We start from the raw sequence: 17,827 nt of genomic DNA on the forward strand, positions 1-17,827 counted from the left end.
GGTACGGCGATCCGAAGCGATGGCGAAGGAATGCAATAGTAATGATTTCAATTCTCACAAGCAAAGCTTCGGGACAGGCTGCGCCGTGCAAAGTCCCGAGGACTTCGCTCCGATTTTGAAACAAGACATTTATTTACGACCAGGGGGTTGAATTCCCCCTCCACTTGCCTGACTTTAGAGTCAAGAGGCGAAGCGTTTCCATGGGCCTCACCGGCCTAGGCGCGCCTCACTGCGAGCCAGCTGAATAAGGATTGAACCATGCAGATCCAGGTCAACAGCAGCAACCATATCGACAGCAGCAGCCGTCTGAACGAATGGGTCCGCAGCACGCTGGAAAGCACGCTGCAGCGCTATGAAGACGACCTTACCCGCATCGAGGTGCATCTGCGTGACGAGAACGGCGACAAGTCCGGCCCTCACGACAAGCGCTGCCAGATCGAAGCCCGGCCAAAAGGCCACCAGCCGATTTCGGTCAGTCACACCGCCGACTCGCTGGAACACGCGATCGAAGGCGCAGCGAACAAGCTCAACAATGCCTTGGAGCACCTTTTTGGCAAACTGCGCAGCAAGCGCAGCGCTCCGCAGCTCATCGAAGACCCGCAGCCCATCCAAGAGTGACAGCTGATGGGCCGACGCCCCCCCCCCCCCCCCCGGGGGGGGGGCGGGGGGCCCCCCCCCGCGGCGCCAGCTCGGCCAGTCAGCAGGCGATCGGCACCGGCGTCATCGGCGGCATGCTCAGTGCCACCCTGGCGGTGGTGTTCGTGCCGGTGTTCTTCGTCGTGGTGATGCGCGTGACGGGCCGAGGCAAGGCCACACCTGACGCGTGACTGGACAAGCCAGGCGTTCGATGAGAGGGTTCCGGGCAACGCCGCCCGGAGCCTTTTTCCATGCCCGATACACTTCCACCCTATTCCGTCCTCATTCTCGCCGGTGGCCGGGGCCAGCGCATGGGTGGGCGTGACAAGGGCCTGGTGCCGTGGCGCGGCAAGCCGCTGATCGCGCACCTGCAAGAGATCGTGCGGCCCATGACCGATGACCTGGTGATTTCCTGCAATCGCAACCTTGCGCTTTACAGCCGCTATGCAGACCGCTGCGTTGCGGATGATCAAGCGGGCTACCCGGGTCCGCTCGCCGGTGTGATCGCCGGCATGAGGGCGATGCACCACGACTGGGTGGTGCTGCTGGCCTGTGACTCGCCGCTGATCGACCAGGCGTTGATCCACGACTTGCGCCAGGCGGCCCTGGATCACGATGGCGCCGCGATGGTCCGCCAGGCGGGCTATTGGCAGCCGATGTTCAGCGCCCTGCCCCGGCGTCTGCTGCCCGTTTTGGAGCACGCCTGGCACGAAGGCGAGCGTAGCTTGCAGAGGGCGCTCGCGGCCAAGGGCGTTGCTGCACTGGACTGCCTGAAGGGCGATCGGCGATTGAGCAACTTCAACAGCCCGGCGTTGTTGCTGGACTACCCTTCAGGTAGCTGATTGGCCACCGACCTCAGTCGTTCATCAACCCGCGCAGGCCGCCGCCATGACCCCAGACACTCTGCACACGACCTTGCATTACCTGAAAGAACATCAGTTGCTGTTGACCACAGCCGAGTCCTGCACGGCCGGGGCCATGGTCACCTTGCTGGCGGCCGTACCGGGCGCTGGTGAGGTGCTGGAAAGCGGTTACGTGGTGTACTCACCCAGTGCCAAGCGTCGCCTGCTCGGCGTCAGCCCCGAGACCATCGAGCGCTATGGCTTGACCAGCGAGGCGGTGGCCTGGGAAATGGCGCTGGGCGCGCTGAAGGACAGCGATGCCAGCGTGGCCATCGCTACCACCGGCGTGGCCGGACCCGCTCCCGAGGCAGGCGTGAATCCGGGCACCCTGTGCTTTGCCTGGGCGTTCGCGGGCGAGCCGATGGCGGTGTTCACTCGCACCCAGCGCTTCTTCGGTGAACGCGCGCAGGTGATGCATGAAGGGGCGTTGTACGGGCTGTCGCGGCTGGCTCACTACCACCAGCGCTGGTTACGCGGCGAGCGAGCCTGATCCCCCTAGACGTCCGCCTCGCACTGACCGCTGCGGGAAAATTTCTTCACGTCCACCGAGGGTGCAACGAATTCCGGCCCCTGCCCCGCCGGCCGCCAGCGCACGTCGGACAAGCCATAGCGCTCGGCCATCGGGCGACTGACTTTCTTGATCGAATGCTGGCCGAAACGCGGAATGATACCGACACCTGCATCGCAGCTGGCCCAATGCCAGGCGTGGGCATTGTCCATGCGCGGCAACCGGATGATGAACGTCCGGTACTCCCCATGCAGCGCGTACTCGATCACATACAGTTGCTGTTCCGCCATTGGACTCTCCTCCATCAGTTCGCAGCAATGGAGCGAGCAAACGAAGAAAAGATTCCTTTTTTTTGACCAGCCGGTCACTCACGACAATGGCAGATGCGCCGTAGAACTCCTGCAGCGCGGCTTCGGTCACAGCCTTGACCCCCGACAGCGGAGCACCAGCGTGCCAGACACTCCCGTACCCAACTGCCAGAGCGGCGAACCTCAACGCGACAGCGGTGGCTGGCTCCCGTTGGAGCATTATGCCGCCTTGGGCGATGGCCGTTCGGTCGCCCTGATCGGCCTGGATGGCTCCATCGACTGGTGGTGCGTGCCCCATATGGATTCCCCTCCCCTGTTCGATCGTCTGCTGGACCCCGCCAGTGGTGGATTCTTCGCCGTGACGCCGCGCGAGCCGTTTCAGGTCGAGCGCCGCTATCGGCCGGACAGCAACGTGCTGGAAACGCTGTACATCACGGCCAGCGGCCGTGTGCGCCTGACCGAGTCGCTCAACAGCGGTCCGGCCGGGCGCTTGCCGTGGGCCGAGCTGGCGCGCCGGATCGAAGGCGTCGAAGGCGAGGTGGAACTGGACATCGCCATCGACTTCGGCACTCAGGCCGACACCGTCAGCCCTTACCTGACGCCCAACGACAATGGCTGCGTGTTCCACGCCGGCCACATTCTCGGCATGTTCCTGCACGATGCGCACGTGCAGGTCGAGCGCAAGGACGACATGGGCGTGCGAGCCCGTGTGCTGGCCAAACCTGGGCAGCGCAGCGTCGTCGCGCTGATCGCCGGCCATGACGAGCCGCTGGTGGTACCTCCCCTGGGGCTGGTGGACGAGCGCATCGATGGCTCGGACCGCGAATGGCGGCAGTGGTCGCAAGGCCTGACCTACGACGGCCCCTTCAAGGCGTTGGTGGTGCGCAATGCCCTAGCTCTGAAACTGCTGTTGTCGTCACCCAGCGGCTCGATCATGGCAGCGGCCACCACCTCCCTGCCCGAGCGCATCGGTGGCGCGAAGAACTACGACTATCGCTTCGCCTGGGTGCGCGACGCCGGCTACACCATCGAAGCTTTCCTGGGCATTGGCGCCCAGCCCGAAGCCAAGGCAGCGTTCACCTGGCTGCTGCGCCGCCTGGGCGAGCATGGTGCACAAGTGTTCTACACCCTGCAGGGTGACCTGGGCACCGTGACCCGTCCGCTGGCATTGCCGGGTTACAAGCACTCTGCGCCAGTGGTAGGCAACGACGCCCGTGACCAGCTGCAACACGGCGTGTTCGGCGACATCTTCGAAACCGCACGTTGCTTCATCGACAGCGGCAACATCCTCGACAATATCAGTGCCGCTACCTTGGCCCACCTCGCGGATGAGTGCGCCGATTGCTGGCGTTTGCCCGACTCGGGCATCTGGGAGCTGCCCGAGCAGCAACACTACACGACTTCCAAGATCAGCAGTTGGCAGGCCCTCAGCCGCGCCATCGAGCTGGCAGACGGCGGCCATCTCCCGACCACCTGCCGCGAACGGTGGGTGCGCGAGCGTGAACGCATCCATGCCTGGATCGAAACCCACGCCTGGAGCGAGAAACGCCAGGCCTACCTGTTCTACCCTGGCAGCGATCGGCTCGATGCATCGATCGCACTGGCGGTACGCTTCGGTTACCCATCCAAGGCGCGTTTGCAGAGCACGCTCGAAGACGTGCACCAGCACCTGGGGCGTGGTGCCTTTCATTACCGCTACAGTGGCGCAGTGGAGGAAGAAGGCTGCTTCCTGGCGTGTACCTTCTGGCTGGTCGAGGCCTGGGCGCTGCTAGGCCAGCGCGAACGTGCGCAGTCGGTGTTCGAACAGGCACTGGCGGGCCTTTCGCACGGCGTGGGTATCTATTCGGAAATGGTCGACCCCGATAGTGGCGAGTTCCTCGGCAACCTGCCCCAGGGGCTCACCCATCTGGCCGCGTTGCGCGCGGCGCTGGCCATCGACGGACAGGGACCCGAGCGCTAGTCGATCACCAAGCCGGACGCATCGATCGATGCGCCCGGCTGCTCGTCACTGAGTTGGCGACTCGGTGCCGATCATCGGTGGCACCTCGGCCAGTGCAAATGCACGGCGTTGCGCAGCACGCCTTGCGGCGGGGCGTGCCGGCAACGGCTCTAGCTTTTGTGGCTGCCCGGTTTCCAACGCCCGCTCAATCGCAGCGACTACCCTGACGTCACGCCAGCCCTCCTCGCCGTCGGGCTCCGGAGCCTCGTCATTGAGAATGCAGTCGGAAAAGTAGGCGGTTTCTCCCGCGAACTGATCGACCACTGGGTTGACGTGAACACGGGTTTCGCCTTCGACGATCGCCCGGTAACTGATCGCCACACCCTCGCCATAGCCAAAGCATGGCGACGCCTCGATCTCACCCTCGGTGCCCAGCAGTTGGAACCGCTCGCTGTCGGGCAAGGTATAGCTGACGGTGAACTGGGCCAGTCGCTCGTCGGGGAAACGCAGGCTGACCGTCACCGTGTCCCAGGTATTGATGGCCGAACCGGGCGTATGCACGCCGATCGCGCTCACTTCCACAGGCTCGGCATTGAACAGCTGGCGTACCATGTTCAGTGGATAAGGCCCCATGTCGGGTACAGGTCCCGCATCGAAACCGCTCTGAGCCCGATGATTGCTGGGTTTGACACGCTGGGTGAAGGTCGAGGTGAACAGCCGCGGGTCACCGAAATTACCGGCGTGCACCCGCTCGACCATGTCGAGGGTGCCGGGCTCGCAGTGCAGCCGATAGGCGATCATCAACTTCGCCCCGGAGCGCTGCGCAGCCTCGATCATGGCCTTGCAATCCGCTTCGTTGGTGGCCATGGGCTTTTCCAGCAGCACGTGAATGCCTGCCTCCAGCGCAGGCACCACGAACTCGCGGTGCCGGAAGTTGGGAGTGGCGATGTACACCGCATCCACTTCGCCACTGCTCAGCAAGGTACCGAAGTCCTCGTAGGCATAGGCCTTGATCTGGTACAGCTCGGCCAACTCGCTGGCTTTTTCCGGGTCGCCGGTCACCAGGGCGGTGATCTGCGAGTTGTCGGTCTGGCCAACGCCCGGCATGAACGCACCTTGGGAAATCGAACCGCCGCCTACCACGCCATAACGGACTTTGCCTGTTACCTTCTGCATCATGCCTCTCCTCAGGTTCAGTCGCTCAGTGAGGGAGTGGGCAATGGATGCCATGACTCGGTTCCATAAATCTGGATGCCTGTACGGTCGGCCACCTACTGGTTGATGATCCAGTCGCCGTGCTGGCGCGCCTCGGCAGCCAGCCGCCGCGCACGACCGAGCCCCCACAGCAGCGCGCGCGTGGTGGTTTCTCCTGGTCGCTGGTCGTAGAAACGCTCGTGAATGCAGGCACCGTCCGCGCTGTAGATGCCGAGAAACAGCTGGGTAGCGCCGGTGCGGGACAGGCGTGCCTGAACCTCCAGCACCGTGCCATCTTCCAGGGATTCGCTGTGGGTCTGGTGCAGCAGGCTCGGATCCAGCCACTGGCTGTGAGCGTGCCCTCGTTTGAGCATGTCGAGTACTCCGTGGGTAAGATAAGTGAGGCATCGTCCAGGCAATGAGCGACCATGCCGCCGATCCGTTGCTTCAAGCATAGGCGTTACGAGCCATACTGACCGAACATTCCATCGCATGGCCGGGACGGGCGGCAGTGACGGGCGCCTGAACGTTTGAACCTGTACCTGGTCATCGCTTTGCAAAGCACCTCACTGCAACCTGAGGCCTGGATGCCTCCCTGGAGCCCACATGAAGATCACCTCCCGCTTCAACTGCGCGCTGCTCGGCATGGGCTGCGCATTGTCCACCGCCCATGCGGCGGACCCGCCCAGGGTCGACGTGCTGGTGGTCGGTGGCGGCATCATGAGCTCCACGCTCGCCGTCTGGCTCAACGAACTCGAGCCGAGCTGGTCCATGCAGATGATCGAGCGCCTGGACAAGGTGGCCGAGGAGAGCTCGAACGGCTGGAACAACGCCGGCACCGGCCACTCGGCCCTCGCCGAACTGAACTACACCCCCGAAAAGAACGGCAAGATCGACATCACCAAAGCGGTCGAGATCAACGAGTCGTTCCAGATCACTCGACAGTTCCTCGCCTGGCAGGTCAGGCAGGGCGTGCTGAAGAACCCGCGCTCGTTCATCAACACCACCCCGCACATGAGCTTCGTCTGGGGTGACGACAACATCCGCTTCCTGCGCAAGCGCTACGAGGCCCTGCAGGCCAGCCCGCTGTTCCGCCCCATGCAGTATTCGGAAGATCCCGAGCAGATCCGTAAATGGGTCCCGCTGATGATGGAGGGGCGCGACCCGAACCAGAAGCTGGCGGTGACCTGGACACCGATAGGCACCGACGTGAACTTCGGCGAAATCACCCGCCAGTACGTGGCCTACCTGCAAAGCCGCCCGAACTTCGACCTCAAGCTGTCCAGTGAGGTGCAGGATATCAGCCGCAATGACGACGGCTCCTGGCACGTGAAATATACCAGCCTTAAGGATGGCAGCAAGCACGCCACCGACGCCAAGTTCCTGTTCATCGGTGCCGGCGGCGCAGCACTGCCGCTGTTGCAGAAGTCGGGTATCGACGAAGCCAAGGACTACGCAGGCTTCCCGGTCGGCGGCTCGTTCCTGGTGACCGACAACCCGGCCATCGCTCAACGCCACATGGCCAAGGCCTACGGTATCGCCGCCAGCGGCGCCCCGCCCATGTCCGTGCCGCACCTGGACACCCGGGTGCTGGATGGCAAGCGCATGGTCCTGTTCGGACCTTTCGCCACCTTCTCCACCAAGTTCCTCAAGGAAGGCTCGCTGCTCGACCTGTTCGCCAGCATGAGCCTGCACAATACCTGGCCGATGGTGCGGGTCGGGGTGCGTGAGTTCGATCTGGTCAGGTATCTGGTAGGCCAGGTGATGCAATCCGATGACGACCGCTTCGCGGCCCTGCAGACTTATTTCCCCCACGCCAACAAGCAGGACTGGCGGTTGTGGCAAGCTGGCCAGCGCGTGCAGATCATCAAGAAGGACCCGGAACTCGGCGGCGTGCTCAAGCTCGGCACCGAAGTGGTGGCCGCCAGGGACGGCAGCATCGCCGGCCTGCTGGGCGCCTCCCCAGGGGCCTCGACGGCGCCGCCGATCATGCTCGACCTGCTGGGTCGTGTATTCAAGGACAAGGTCGCGACGCCTGAGTGGCAGCAGAAGATAAAGCAGATCATTCCGTCCTACGGGACGCATCTGAACGATCACCCGGACCAGGTCGAGCGAGCGTGGGCCTACACCAACGAAGTGTTGCAACTCACGCCGGCGCCGTCGATCGACAAGCGCGAGGATCCACGCAATCCAGACGACATCGATCCGATCGGTCAGAAGCACAGCAAGGACACCAACCCCGACCTGGTCAAGCCCTGACCTCATGAGGCGCTGGCTGGCAGGCGTGGGGGCGGTCAACCAGCGCCTGCGGTTCGTTCCCTGCCCTGCCCATGCGACCCGCTTCAGCGGCATGGCATGGGCGCGCGTATCGTGTCATCGGCTCATCATCAGTAGTCCGGCGCGCTCATAGTTCAAACGTGCATCCCCACCGCGCTGGAAGGCGACCCTGACCAAGCCCGCATCACTATCCGGGCCGCCACCCAATTACTCAGCACAGGCCTTTCGGGCAGGAAAAACAGTAAGCGTCCAGGCAGATGAATTGAACCTTCATCGTGCGCGACCCGTCGCTTCACATAGACACAGCCCACTGTGCGCTAGTGTAACCGTGAGGAATCGCCATGAGTGCCACCGCTTTAGAGGGTGCCAACGCGCACCCTGTGTCCCTGACCCTCAATGGCCAGGCCCGTACCGTCCAGGCGCATCCCTGGACAACCCTGCTGGACCTGTTGCGCGACCAGTTGGACCTGACCGGTTCGAAGAAGGGCTGTGACCATGGCCAATGTGGCGCATGCACCGTCCTGCGCGATGGCAAGCGCGTCAATGCCTGTCTGACGCTGGCAATCCGTTGCGAGGGTGCCGATCTGGTCACCATCGAAGGTGTGGCCGAGGGCGACACTTTGCATCCTATGCAGCGCGCCTTCATCAAACAGGATGCGTTCCAGTGCGGCTATTGCACGCCTGGACAGATCTGTTCGGCCATCGGGCTGGCCAAGGAAGGACGCGCCCATTCCCGCGAGGCCATCCGCGAGCACATGAGCGGCAACCTGTGCCGGTGCGGGGCCTATAGCAATATCATCGCGGCGGTGGAAGAAGCGCTGCCGCAGATGCGCGAGGTGCGCGAATGACACCTTTCAGCTATCACCGACCGACCACCATCGACGAGGCGCTGAACTGTGCCGGTGCGGGTTCGCGGTTCATCGCCGGGGGCACCAACCTGGTCGACCTGATGAAGGAAAACATCGAGCGGCCCGAGCGCTTGATCGACCTGTCGCTGCTCGGCATGGATCAGGTGCAGTCCACTCCTGAGGGCGGCTTGCTGATTGGCGCGCTGGTAAGCAACGCCGACCTGGCCTGGCACCCGCTCATCGAACAGCACTACCCACTGCTCAGCGAAGCGATCCTCGCCGGAGCCTCGCCGCAGCTGCGCAACATGGCCAGTACCGGTGGCAACTTGCTTCAGCGCACCCGCTGCTATTACTTCTACGATACGGGTACGCCCTGCAACAAGCGTGAGCCTGGCACCGGCTGCCCAGCACGCGCCGGCTTGAACCGTATCCACGCGATACTCGGCGCCAGCGACGCGTGTGTCGCCACTCATCCGTCGGACATGTGCGTCGCCCTGGCCGCGTTGGAGGCGGTGGTGCACGTCCAGGGCCTCGATGGCACGCGGAGCATCGCTTTCAAGGATTTTCACCGACTGCCGGGCGACGCGCCGCAGCGTGACAATCAACTGGCAGAGGGTGAACTGATCACGGCCATCGAACTGCCGCGTGCCCACTTCGCCAGCCATTACCGCTACCTCAAGATCCGCGATCGGGCGTCCTATGCATTCGCCCTGGTCTCGGTCGCGGCGGCCCTGCGCCTGGACGGGGGGCGCATCCAGGAGGCACGCCTGGCCCTCGGTGGAGTAGCACACAAGCCCTGGCGCGACGCCGCGGCGGAAGAAGCGCTGCGAGGTCAGTTGGTGTGCGAAGCGCTTTTCACGCAAGTGGCAAGATCGATCCTCCAACACGCAGAACCCTTGGCCCATAACGCCTTCAAGGTGGAGCTCGCCGAGCGTGCCATCGTCCGCGCCCTGATGGAAGCGGCTCACCGTACCCAGGACACAGGGGATACCCCATGAACAGTTTCACCTCTAGCCTGGGTCAGCCCATGGACCGTGTCGATGGCGTGGCCAAGGTCACCGGTCGGGCGCGATATGCCGGCGAGTACCCAGAGGCGGGCCTGCTGCACGCCAGCGTGGTGTCCAGCACGATCGCCCGCGGCCGCATTCGCGCGATCCACACGACCGCCGCCTTGCAGGTGCCCGGCGTGGTCGCGGTGCTGCACCATCTGGATCGCCCGCGCATTTCCAGCTATGACGATGATTACAGCGACGCAGACTCGGCCGAGGGCTCGCCATTCCGGCCCTTGTACAATGATCGGATACTCTACAGCGGTCAGCCCATTGCCCTGGTGGTGGCCGAGAATCTGGAGATCGCTCGCTATGCGGGCTCGCTGGTCACTTTCGACTACGAGCAGGACGAGCACCGCACGGACCTGCTGAGCGAGTTGTCCAGCGCCTACGACGCGCCAGCTGAAACACCCGAGGCACGCGGCGACTTCGCCCAGGCCTATGCTGCCGCCACGACTCAGCTGGACGCCACCTACGTCACCGCCAACGAACACCACAACCCCATGGAGCCTCACGCCTCGACGGTCTTCTACAAGCCGGGCGGCGCACTGGAGATCCACGACAAGACCCAGGGCACGCAAAATTGCCAAGACTACCTGCACAAGGTATTCGGCGTGCCCAAGGAGCAGATCCGGGTACTGGCCGCTTTCGTCGGTGGAGCCTTCGGTTCGGGCCTGCGCCCACAGTACCAACTGCCGCTGGCAGTGATGGCCGCGCTGCACCTCAAGCGTTCGGTACGCCTGACCCTCACCCGCCAGCAGATGTTCACCTTCGGTTACCGTCCCCGTACTCAGCAGCGCGTCAGGCTGGGCTTGGACGCCAAAGGTCAGTTGCAAGCCATTGGCCACGACGCCATCGGCCAGACCTCGCGTTTCGAAGACTTCACCGAGCACCTTGTTGAGTGGAGCGGCATGCTGTATCGGTGCGATAACGTCGCGCTGAGCTATCGACTGGCTGAGCTGGACGTCTACACCCCGCTGGACATGCGCGCGCCTGGCGCCGGTTCAGGCATGATCGCGCTCGAATGCGCCCTGGACGAGTTGGCTTGCGCGGCTGGCCTGGACCCCGTCGAGCTGCGCCGGCGCAATTTCGCCTCGAACAACGGCAACGAGGGCAAGCCCTACTCCAGCAAGGAATTGCTGGCGTGTTACGACCAAGGTGCCGAGCGTTTCGGCTGGGCCGCGCGCTCATCCTCGCCGCGTAGCATGCGTAACGGCAATCAGCTGGTCGGTTGGGGCATGGCGGGGGGCGTGTGGGAGTCCATGCAGATGAAAGCCAGCGCCAAGGCCTGCCTAGGTGCAGATGGCCATCTGACGGTCAGCAGCGCGACCACGGATATCGGCACGGGTACGTATACCGTCATGACGCAAATTGCCGCTGATGCGATCGGAATGGACGTGGCCGACGTGACGTTCCTGCTCGGCGATTCCTCGTTGCCCACCGCGCCTCTCCAGGGCGGCTCGTTCACCGTATCCTCGGTCGGCTCGGCGGTGCGCCAGGCGTGCCAGGTGCTGCGCACCCGAGTGCTGGAAAGCGCCCGCGCACTCTATCCCGCACTGGCCACGGTCGCCGCAGCGGACATGCGCCTGGTCGACGGTCACCTGCTCGCTGCCGGAGAGCGGATCCCGTTGGCCGATATCGTCGCGCAAGCGCCTGAGGGTGCCCTACAGGTGCAGATCGACGCCGAGCCCGGCAGTCGCCGCGAAGGTTTTTCCACGGCGACCCACTCGGCAGTGTTCGTCGAGGTCCAGGTCGACGAGTCCTTGGGCTCGATCAAGGTGACCCGAGTCGTCAGCGCCGTGGCAGCCGGGCGCGTGGTCAATCCCAAGACGGCGCGCAGCCAGATTCTTGGCGGCGTGGTGTGGGGACTGGGCATGGCCCTGCACGAAGAGGGCCAGACCGACCACAACCTGGGTCGCATCCTCAATCATAATCTGGCCGAGTACCACATCCCGGTACACGCCGACATAGGCGAAATCGAGGTGATCTTCGTGGAAGAAGAAGACGAGATCGTCAATGATCTCGGCTCCAAGGGCGTCGGTGAGATCGGTGTGGTCGGGGTGGCCTCGGCCATTGCCAATGCTATCTACCACGCCACCGGCAAGCGCGTCAGAACCTTCCCGATCACCCTCGACAAGGTGTTGTGATCCCAGCGGCTGTCGCCACCTCCCCGGCCCCCCACAGGCCAGGGAGATGGCTTGGCGCAGTCCTCCGCCCGGCCGAATGAACAAATCTTCACATTGCCAGTGATCCCCCTTGAAACAGGCCCTCGCGGCCTATCAGCAGCAGGCTTTCAGGCCTGAGTGCCTTGAGCCGGGCCCTGGCCTTGCGTAGCATCGCGAGCCCCGCGCCATTGCCGTCACCGATACGCTTTCCGAGCCCCCATGCCACAGCCGATTCCCCTCAAGGACCACGAAAAGGAAAAACTCCTGGTCAACCGTCGCCTGCTGGTATGCGCCCTGCTCACCTTGAGCCTGGTGGCTGTGCTGGTGGGGCGGCTCTATGTGCTTCAGGTCATGCAGCACGACCAGCAGTCGGCGGTCTCGGAGAACAACCGTGTGCACGTCCTGCCGATCGCCCCTGAGCGCGGCCTGATCTACGACCGTAACGGTGTGGTCCTGGCCGACAACAAGCCCAGCTTCAACCTGACCATGACGCGCGAGCGCACCAATGGCCAGACACCTGCCGTCCTCGATGCGCTGGCCAAGATACTCGCCCTGCCCGACGATGACCGCGCCCAATTCGACAAGGACCTGCGCCGTGGACGCAAGCCGTTCGAGCCGGTCACCCTGATGGTCGGCCTGACCGAAGAGCAGATCGCCCTGATCGCGGTGAACCAGTTCCGTCTGCCGGGGCTGGATGTCGAGCCGCAATTCATCCGGGAATATCCGCTGGCCGAGCATTTCGCCCATTCGGTGGGCTATGTCGGGCGGATCAACGAAAAAGAGGCCAAGACGCTCGACAGCACCGAGTACCGCGGCACCCAGTCGATCGGCAAGACCGGTGTCGAACGCTTCTATGAAGATGAGCTGCACGGCCATGTGGGCTACGAAGAAGTCGAGACCAACGCCCAAGGCCGGGTCATGCGCGTGCTACGCCACCACGACCCGATCCCCGGCAAAGACATCGTGCTGAGCCTGGACGCCCATCTGCAACAGGCCGCCGAAAAAGCCCTGGGCGAGCGTCGTGGCGCGGTGGTGGCACTGGATCCTGCGACCGGCGACGTCCTGGCGATGGTCAGCAACCCCAGCTTCGACCCCAACCTGTTCGTCAAGGGCATCAGCTTCAAGCAGTATGCCGCTCTGCGCGACTCGATCGACCGGCCCCTGTTCAACCGTGTATTGCGCGGCCTTTATGCCCCGGGTTCGACGGTCAAGCCGGAGGTGGCCATCGCCGGCCTGGACAGCGGCGTGATCACGCCCGGCAGTCGCGTCTTCGATCCGGGTTACTACGAGTTGCCCAATTACGACCACAAGTACCGTAACTGGAACCGCAGCGGTGACGGCTGGGTGGACCTGTACGCGGCGATCATGCGCTCCAACGACACCTATTTCTACGACCTGGCCCACAAGCTGGGCATCGATCGCCTGCACGACTACATGGCCGAATTCGGCCTGGGGCAGAAAGTCTCCCTGGACATGTTCGAGGAGGCGCCTGGCCTGATGCCGTCGGCCCAGTGGAAGCGTGCCACGCGCCGCCAGGCCTGGTTCCCGGGCGAGACGCTGATCCTGGGCATCGGCCAGGGCTACATGCAGGTCACGCCCTTGCAACTGGCCCAGGCCACCAGCCTGCTGGCCAGCAAGGGGGCATGGCACCGGCCGCACCTGGCCATGACCGTGGGCGGCGAGAAGCCGGTGGATCCCAATCCCATGCCGGACATCGTGCTGCATGACAAACGAGCCTGGGACCAGGTCAGCCAAGGCATGCAGATGGTCATGCACGACCCGCGCGGCATCGCCCGGGCAGCGGCAGCCGGCGCGCAGTACCGCATCGCGGGCAAGAGCGGCACGGCGCAGGTCGTCGCGATCCGCCAAGGCGAGCGCTACAATCGAGACAAGACCCTTGAACGCCACCGCGACAACGCCTTGTTCGTCGGCTTCGCCCCGGCCGACCATCCCTCGATCGTGGTCGCCGTGATGATCGAGAACGGCGAGGCCGGCGGCCGAGTGGCCGGGCCCGTGGTGCGCGAGATCATGGACGCGTGGCTGCTGGATGACCAAGGTCACCTGAAGGAACAGTACGCTGGCAGCGCTGCCAAGCCCCCTGCCCCTCACGGCTGAGTCGGGCTTCGGCCGCTATCGGCCGGGCCGCTGCCACGTAAATCTGCATCGACGCCATTCGTCCACCTGATACCCGAACCCTGTCCCGGCGCGTCGCGCACACGCCGGACGGTTGCGATCAGCCCTGCAACGAGATGGCAATGACCAAGACCCGTTCCCGCAAAGCCCTGTACATCGGCCTGGCCCTGGTGGTCGTGCTGGCCGGCGCCGCCGGTGGCTATTACTACTGGCAGCAGCGCAATGCCGGCTACCCGCTCAAGATCGTCGAGCAGGCCAAGGCGCTGCACGAGCACATGCTCTCCTTCGACAGCCACATCACCGTGCCGCTGAGCCTGGGCGGTGCCGACGAAGAGCTGGACAAGGACGGTCCCGGGCAGTTCGACCTGGTCAAGGCCAACCGAGGCAGGCTGTCTGGCGCGGCGCTGACCATTTTCGGCTGGCCGGAGATCTGGAACGGTCCCAACGCGCCCCATCGCCCGACCCCAGGCTTCGTCGACGAGGCCAGGAAGCAACAGGAAGTGCGCTGGAAGATCATCAGCGGCATGGTCCGGGACTTCCCCAACCAGGTCGGCATCGCCTACACGCCCGACGACTTCCGCCGCTTGAACGGCGAAGGCAAGTTCGCCATCTTCATCAGCATGCTCAACGCCTATCCGCTGGGCCACGACCTGTCGCAACTGGACCTGTGGGCCGCGCGCGGCATGCGCATGTTCGGTTTCAACTACACCGGCAACAACGACTGGTCCGATTCCTCACGCCCGCTGCCGTTTCTCAATGACACCGCCGATGCCCTCGGCGGACTCTCGCCGCTGGGCGAGCAGGCCGTCGAGCGCCTCAACGACCTGGGCGTGATCATCGACGTCTCACAGATGTCGACCCTGGCCCTGGAGCAGGTGGCGCGCCTGAGCCGCGCGCCCATCGTCGCCTCGCATTCGGCGCCGCGGGCCCTGGTGGACATCCCGCGCAACCTGTCCGACAAGGAAATGAAACTGATCAAGGACAGCGGTGGCGTGATCCAGGTGGTGGGCTTCGGCCAGTACATCAAGCCGCTGAGCAAGCCGGTGCTGGAAAAGTTGGAGGCCCTGCGCGCGCGTTTCGACCTGCAACCCTTGAACGGGCTGGCCAATGCGCTGATGCCAGGCGACGCGGTGATCGCCATCTGGCCGGAGTCACGCTTCGCCGAGTACGCCAGCAGCCTCTACGCGATTCTCGAAGAGGAACCCAAGGCCACGCTCCAGCAATATGCCGACGCCATCGACTACACCGTGAAGAAGGTCGGCATCGATCACGTGGGCCTGAGTTCGGACTTCAACGATGGCGGCGGGCTGGACGGCTGGAAGGATGTCAGCGAGATCCGCAACGTCACCGCCGAGCTGCTGACCCGCGGCTACAGCGAAACCGATATCGCCAAGCTCTGGGCTGGTAATTTCCTCCGGGTCTGGCAGCAGGTGCAGGCCGATGCGCGCCCCGTGGCCACCACTGAGCCCTGACCTGCGCCTCCCCGCGCTGCGCCCCGGCCACTGGTCGGCGCGCAGCGTCATGGCGATTGATGAACCCAGGGCAAAAGTCTTTGCTTGCAGGCAGGCTTAATCCATTTAGCTGCAACCTTCACACTGTTCCTGGCTCGAATGAGTGATCCCCTCAACCGCCCCAGGAGCATCTGCCATGAACCTTCCCGCCTTCGGCCTCGGTACATATCGACTCACCGGCCAGACCGTCATCGACTCGGTGAAAATGGCCCTGGAACTGGGTTATCGCGCCGTGGACACCGCACAGATCTACCAGAACGAGGCCGATGTCGGCCAGGCCATCACCGAAAGCGGTGTCGCGCGCGATCAGCTGTTCCTCACCACCAAGATCTGGAAAGACAGCTACGCCGCTGACAGGCTGATCCCCAGCCTGCGTCAGAGCCTGAGCAAGTTGCGCACCGACCATGTCGACCTGACCCTGATCCACTGGCCAGCCCCCGGGAACGGCGTCGAACTGCGCGAGTTCATGGGGGCCCTGGCCGAAGCCAAGCAGTTGGGGCTGACCCGGCAGATCGGCGTTTCCAACTTCAACATCGAACTGACGCGCCAGGCCATCGAAGTGGTCGGCAAGGGCGAGATCGCCACCAATCAGGTCGAGCTCAGCCCTTACCTGCAGAACCGCCGCCTGGCCGCATTCCTGATCGAGCAAGGCATCACCGTCACGTCCTACATGACCCTGGCCTATGGCAAGGTCCTCAAGGATCCCGTGCTCGCTGAAATCGCGAGCAAGCATCAGGCCAGCGTCGCCCAGATTGCTCTGGCCTGGGCCTTGCAGCTAGGCTATGCGGTGATTCCCTCCTCCACCAAACGCGAAAACCTGGCCAGCAACCTGCTCGCTCGCGATCTGCGCCTGGACGACCAGGACATGACGCGTATCGCCAGCCTGGAGCGCAACGGCCGCGAAGTCAGCCCTGCCGGCCTGGCCCCGGACTGGGATTGATCCCGCTGCACCGGGTGTCGATCTGGTCGACACCCGTCTTCCTGTACCCACCGCCATCATTTGGAGTAGTCGATGAGCGTGCTGCATCCCAAACGTGTCCTGTTCGCCCTGGCCATCGGCGCCTTCGGCATCGGCACCACAGAGTTCACCCCCATGGGCCTGCTGCCGGTGATCGCCGAAGGCGTTGGCGCCAGTATCCCGAGCGCCGGCATGCTAGTAACCGCCTACGCGATCGGCGTCATGGTCGGTGCACCGATCATGACCCTGCTGTTCAGCCGCTTCGGCAAGCGCGCGGCACTCACCCTGCTGATGAGCATCTTCACCGTCGGCAACCTGTTGTCAGCCTTGTCGCCGGACTACTACACGCTGCTGATTTCCCGCCTGATCACCAGCCTCAACCATGGTGCATTCTTCGGCCTGGGCGCCGTGGTCGCGGCCAGTGTGGTACCCAGGGAGCGGCAGGCCAGCGCCATCGCCGCCATGTTCATGGGCTTGACCATCGCCAATATCGGCGGTGTCCCCGCGGCCACCTAGATCGGCCAACAGATCGGGTGGCGCATGGCCTTCGCCGGCACGGCCGTGCTTGGGCTGCTGGCGATCGCAGCGCTGTTCTACGCCCTGCCCAAGGGTGAGCGCGGTACGGTGCCCGAGGTGCGCAAGGAGCTGGCCGTGATCGCCCGGCCCCACGTTCTTCTGGCCATGGCCACCACGGTGCTCGGTGCCGGGGCGATGTTCACCCTGTATACCTATGTCGCGCCGGTCCTCACCGACCTGACCGGGGCCTCTGGAGCGTTCGTCACCCTGGGACTGGTGCTGATAGGTGTCGGTTTCACCCTGGGCAACAGCCTGGGCGGGCGACTGGCCGACTGGTCTCTGGATGGCGCTGCACGCATTGTCCTGGCGGCGTTGGCCGTGATCATGCTGCTGATGCCGCTCGCGCTCGGCAGCCATGTCGGCGCGGCGCTGGCACTGCTGGTGTGGGGCATGTTCACCTTCGCCGTCGTACCGCCGCTGCAGATGCGCGTGATGACCGCCGCCGCCGAGGCGCCTGGGCTGGCGTCGTCGATCAACGTCGGCGCGTTCAACCTGGGCAACGCGTTGGGCGCGGCACTGGGCGGTGCGGTGATCAGCCTGGACCTGGGCTATGCCGCCGTACCCATGGCTGGAGGTCTGCTGGCGGGCATGGCGCTGCTGCTGGTGTGGCTGGGTGGGCGGCGCAGCGTACCAGATGCGCAGATCGGCGAAGCGCTCTAAGCCTGGTGTGCGCGCAAGGCCGCCAAGCCAAGGATGGCCTGTGCACCAGCGTTTCGCCCCTCGCAATGATGAAGTGCGCCACCTGCAGATTCTCCTGCGCGCGCCGAACGCCTAGTCTTGATCCCGCAAGGCCGTCTGCTGCGGCCCCACCAAGAGGAACCAC

Annotated in this window: 14 protein-coding genes and 2 pseudogenes; 13 read left to right on the top strand and 3 right to left on the bottom strand. The window is 64.3% G+C overall.

Annotated features, from left to right (window positions below):
• Positions 1-258: 258 nt before the first annotated feature.
• The 4 genes and pseudogenes from IAE34_RS10300 (at position 259) to IAE34_RS10310 (ending at position 2,028) form a co-directional block, all read left to right on the top strand.
• Positions 259-618 carry an HPF/RaiA family ribosome-associated protein gene (locus IAE34_RS10300; RefSeq protein ID WP_200138838.1) on the top strand — a complete coding sequence of 120 codons (360 nt, stop codon included), beginning with the start codon at positions 259-261 and terminating at the stop codon, positions 616-618.
• A gap of 62 nt (positions 619-680) precedes the next feature.
• Positions 681-827, top strand: a pseudogene (locus IAE34_RS24745) (hypothetical protein); the annotation flags it as partial.
• A 60-nt stretch (positions 828-887) separates the two neighbouring features.
• Positions 888-1,478, top strand: a complete 591-nt coding sequence (gene mobA, locus IAE34_RS10305; RefSeq protein WP_200138839.1) for a molybdenum cofactor guanylyltransferase MobA — start codon at positions 888-890, stop codon at positions 1,476-1,478.
• 46 nt (positions 1,479-1,524) lie between these two features.
• Positions 1,525-2,028 carry a CinA family protein gene (locus IAE34_RS10310; protein ID WP_200138840.1) on the top strand — a complete coding sequence of 168 codons (504 nt, stop codon included), beginning with the start codon at positions 1,525-1,527 and terminating at the stop codon, positions 2,026-2,028.
• Between the two features lie 5 nt (positions 2,029-2,033).
• On the opposite strand, the gene IAE34_RS10315 is transcribed toward IAE34_RS10310, so the two are convergent.
• Positions 2,034-2,336 (bottom strand): DUF6555 family protein, encoded by a 303-nt coding sequence (locus tag IAE34_RS10315; protein WP_200138841.1) that lies wholly within the window; start codon positions 2,334-2,336, stop codon positions 2,034-2,036.
• A gap of 229 nt (positions 2,337-2,565) precedes the next feature.
• Here IAE34_RS10315 and IAE34_RS10320 point away from each other — a divergent pair, with 229 nt between their 5' ends.
• A complete protein-coding gene (locus IAE34_RS10320) occupies positions 2,566-4,314 on the top strand; it encodes a glycoside hydrolase family 15 protein (protein ID WP_233631084.1) in 1,749 nt (582 codons plus the stop codon).
• 45 nt (positions 4,315-4,359) lie between these two features.
• Here the strand turns inward: IAE34_RS10320 and IAE34_RS10325 are convergent, their stop codons facing one another.
• On the bottom strand, positions 4,360-5,469 hold the full coding sequence (locus IAE34_RS10325) for a Gfo/Idh/MocA family protein (protein WP_200138843.1): 1,110 nt from the start codon (positions 5,467-5,469) through the stop codon (positions 4,360-4,362).
• Positions 5,470-5,564: 95 nt separating this feature from the next.
• Positions 5,565-5,861 carry a hypothetical protein gene (locus IAE34_RS10330; RefSeq protein WP_200138844.1) on the bottom strand — a complete coding sequence of 99 codons (297 nt, stop codon included), beginning with the start codon at positions 5,859-5,861 and terminating at the stop codon, positions 5,565-5,567.
• Positions 5,862-6,093: 232 nt separating this feature from the next.
• On the opposite strand from IAE34_RS10330, the gene mqo reads away from it, so the two are divergent.
• The 8 genes and pseudogenes from mqo (at position 6,094) to IAE34_RS10370 (ending at position 17,664) form a co-directional block, all read left to right on the top strand.
• Positions 6,094-7,746, top strand: a complete 1,653-nt coding sequence (gene mqo, locus IAE34_RS10335; RefSeq protein WP_200138845.1) for a malate dehydrogenase (quinone) — start codon at positions 6,094-6,096, stop codon at positions 7,744-7,746.
• 359 nt (positions 7,747-8,105) lie between these two features.
• On the top strand, positions 8,106-8,612 hold the full coding sequence (locus tag IAE34_RS10340; protein WP_200138846.1) for a (2Fe-2S)-binding protein: 507 nt from the start codon (positions 8,106-8,108) through the stop codon (positions 8,610-8,612).
• Positions 8,609-9,610 carry an FAD binding domain-containing protein gene (locus IAE34_RS10345; protein ID WP_200138847.1) on the top strand — a complete coding sequence of 334 codons (1,002 nt, stop codon included), beginning with the start codon at positions 8,609-8,611 and terminating at the stop codon, positions 9,608-9,610. The genes IAE34_RS10340 and IAE34_RS10345 overlap by 4 nt, the downstream gene beginning before the upstream one ends.
• Positions 9,607-11,808, top strand: a complete 2,202-nt coding sequence (locus tag IAE34_RS10350) for a xanthine dehydrogenase family protein molybdopterin-binding subunit (protein ID WP_200138848.1) — start codon at positions 9,607-9,609, stop codon at positions 11,806-11,808. Before IAE34_RS10345 ends, IAE34_RS10350 begins: the two co-directional genes overlap by 4 nt.
• Before the next feature lie 237 nt (positions 11,809-12,045).
• Positions 12,046-13,941: a penicillin-binding protein 2 gene (gene mrdA, locus IAE34_RS10355; RefSeq protein WP_200138849.1), complete on the top strand. Its 1,896-nt coding sequence runs from the start codon at positions 12,046-12,048 to the stop codon at positions 13,939-13,941.
• Between the two features lie 140 nt (positions 13,942-14,081).
• A complete protein-coding gene (gene pvdM, locus IAE34_RS10360; protein WP_200138850.1) occupies positions 14,082-15,431 on the top strand; it encodes a pyoverdine-tailoring dipeptidase-like protein PvdM in 1,350 nt (449 codons plus the stop codon).
• Positions 15,432-15,606: 175 nt separating this feature from the next.
• Positions 15,607-16,410, top strand: coding sequence for a 2,5-didehydrogluconate reductase DkgB (gene dkgB / locus IAE34_RS10365; protein WP_200138851.1), 804 nt, complete (start codon positions 15,607-15,609; stop codon positions 16,408-16,410).
• Positions 16,411-16,482: 72 nt separating this feature from the next.
• Positions 16,483-17,664 (top strand): annotated as a pseudogene (locus IAE34_RS10370) (MFS transporter).
• Positions 17,665-17,827 lie beyond the last annotated feature (163 nt).

The sequence above is a fragment of the Pseudomonas sp. S30 genome (assembly GCF_016518545.1).
Classification (GTDB): domain Bacteria; phylum Pseudomonadota; class Gammaproteobacteria; order Pseudomonadales; family Pseudomonadaceae; genus Aquipseudomonas.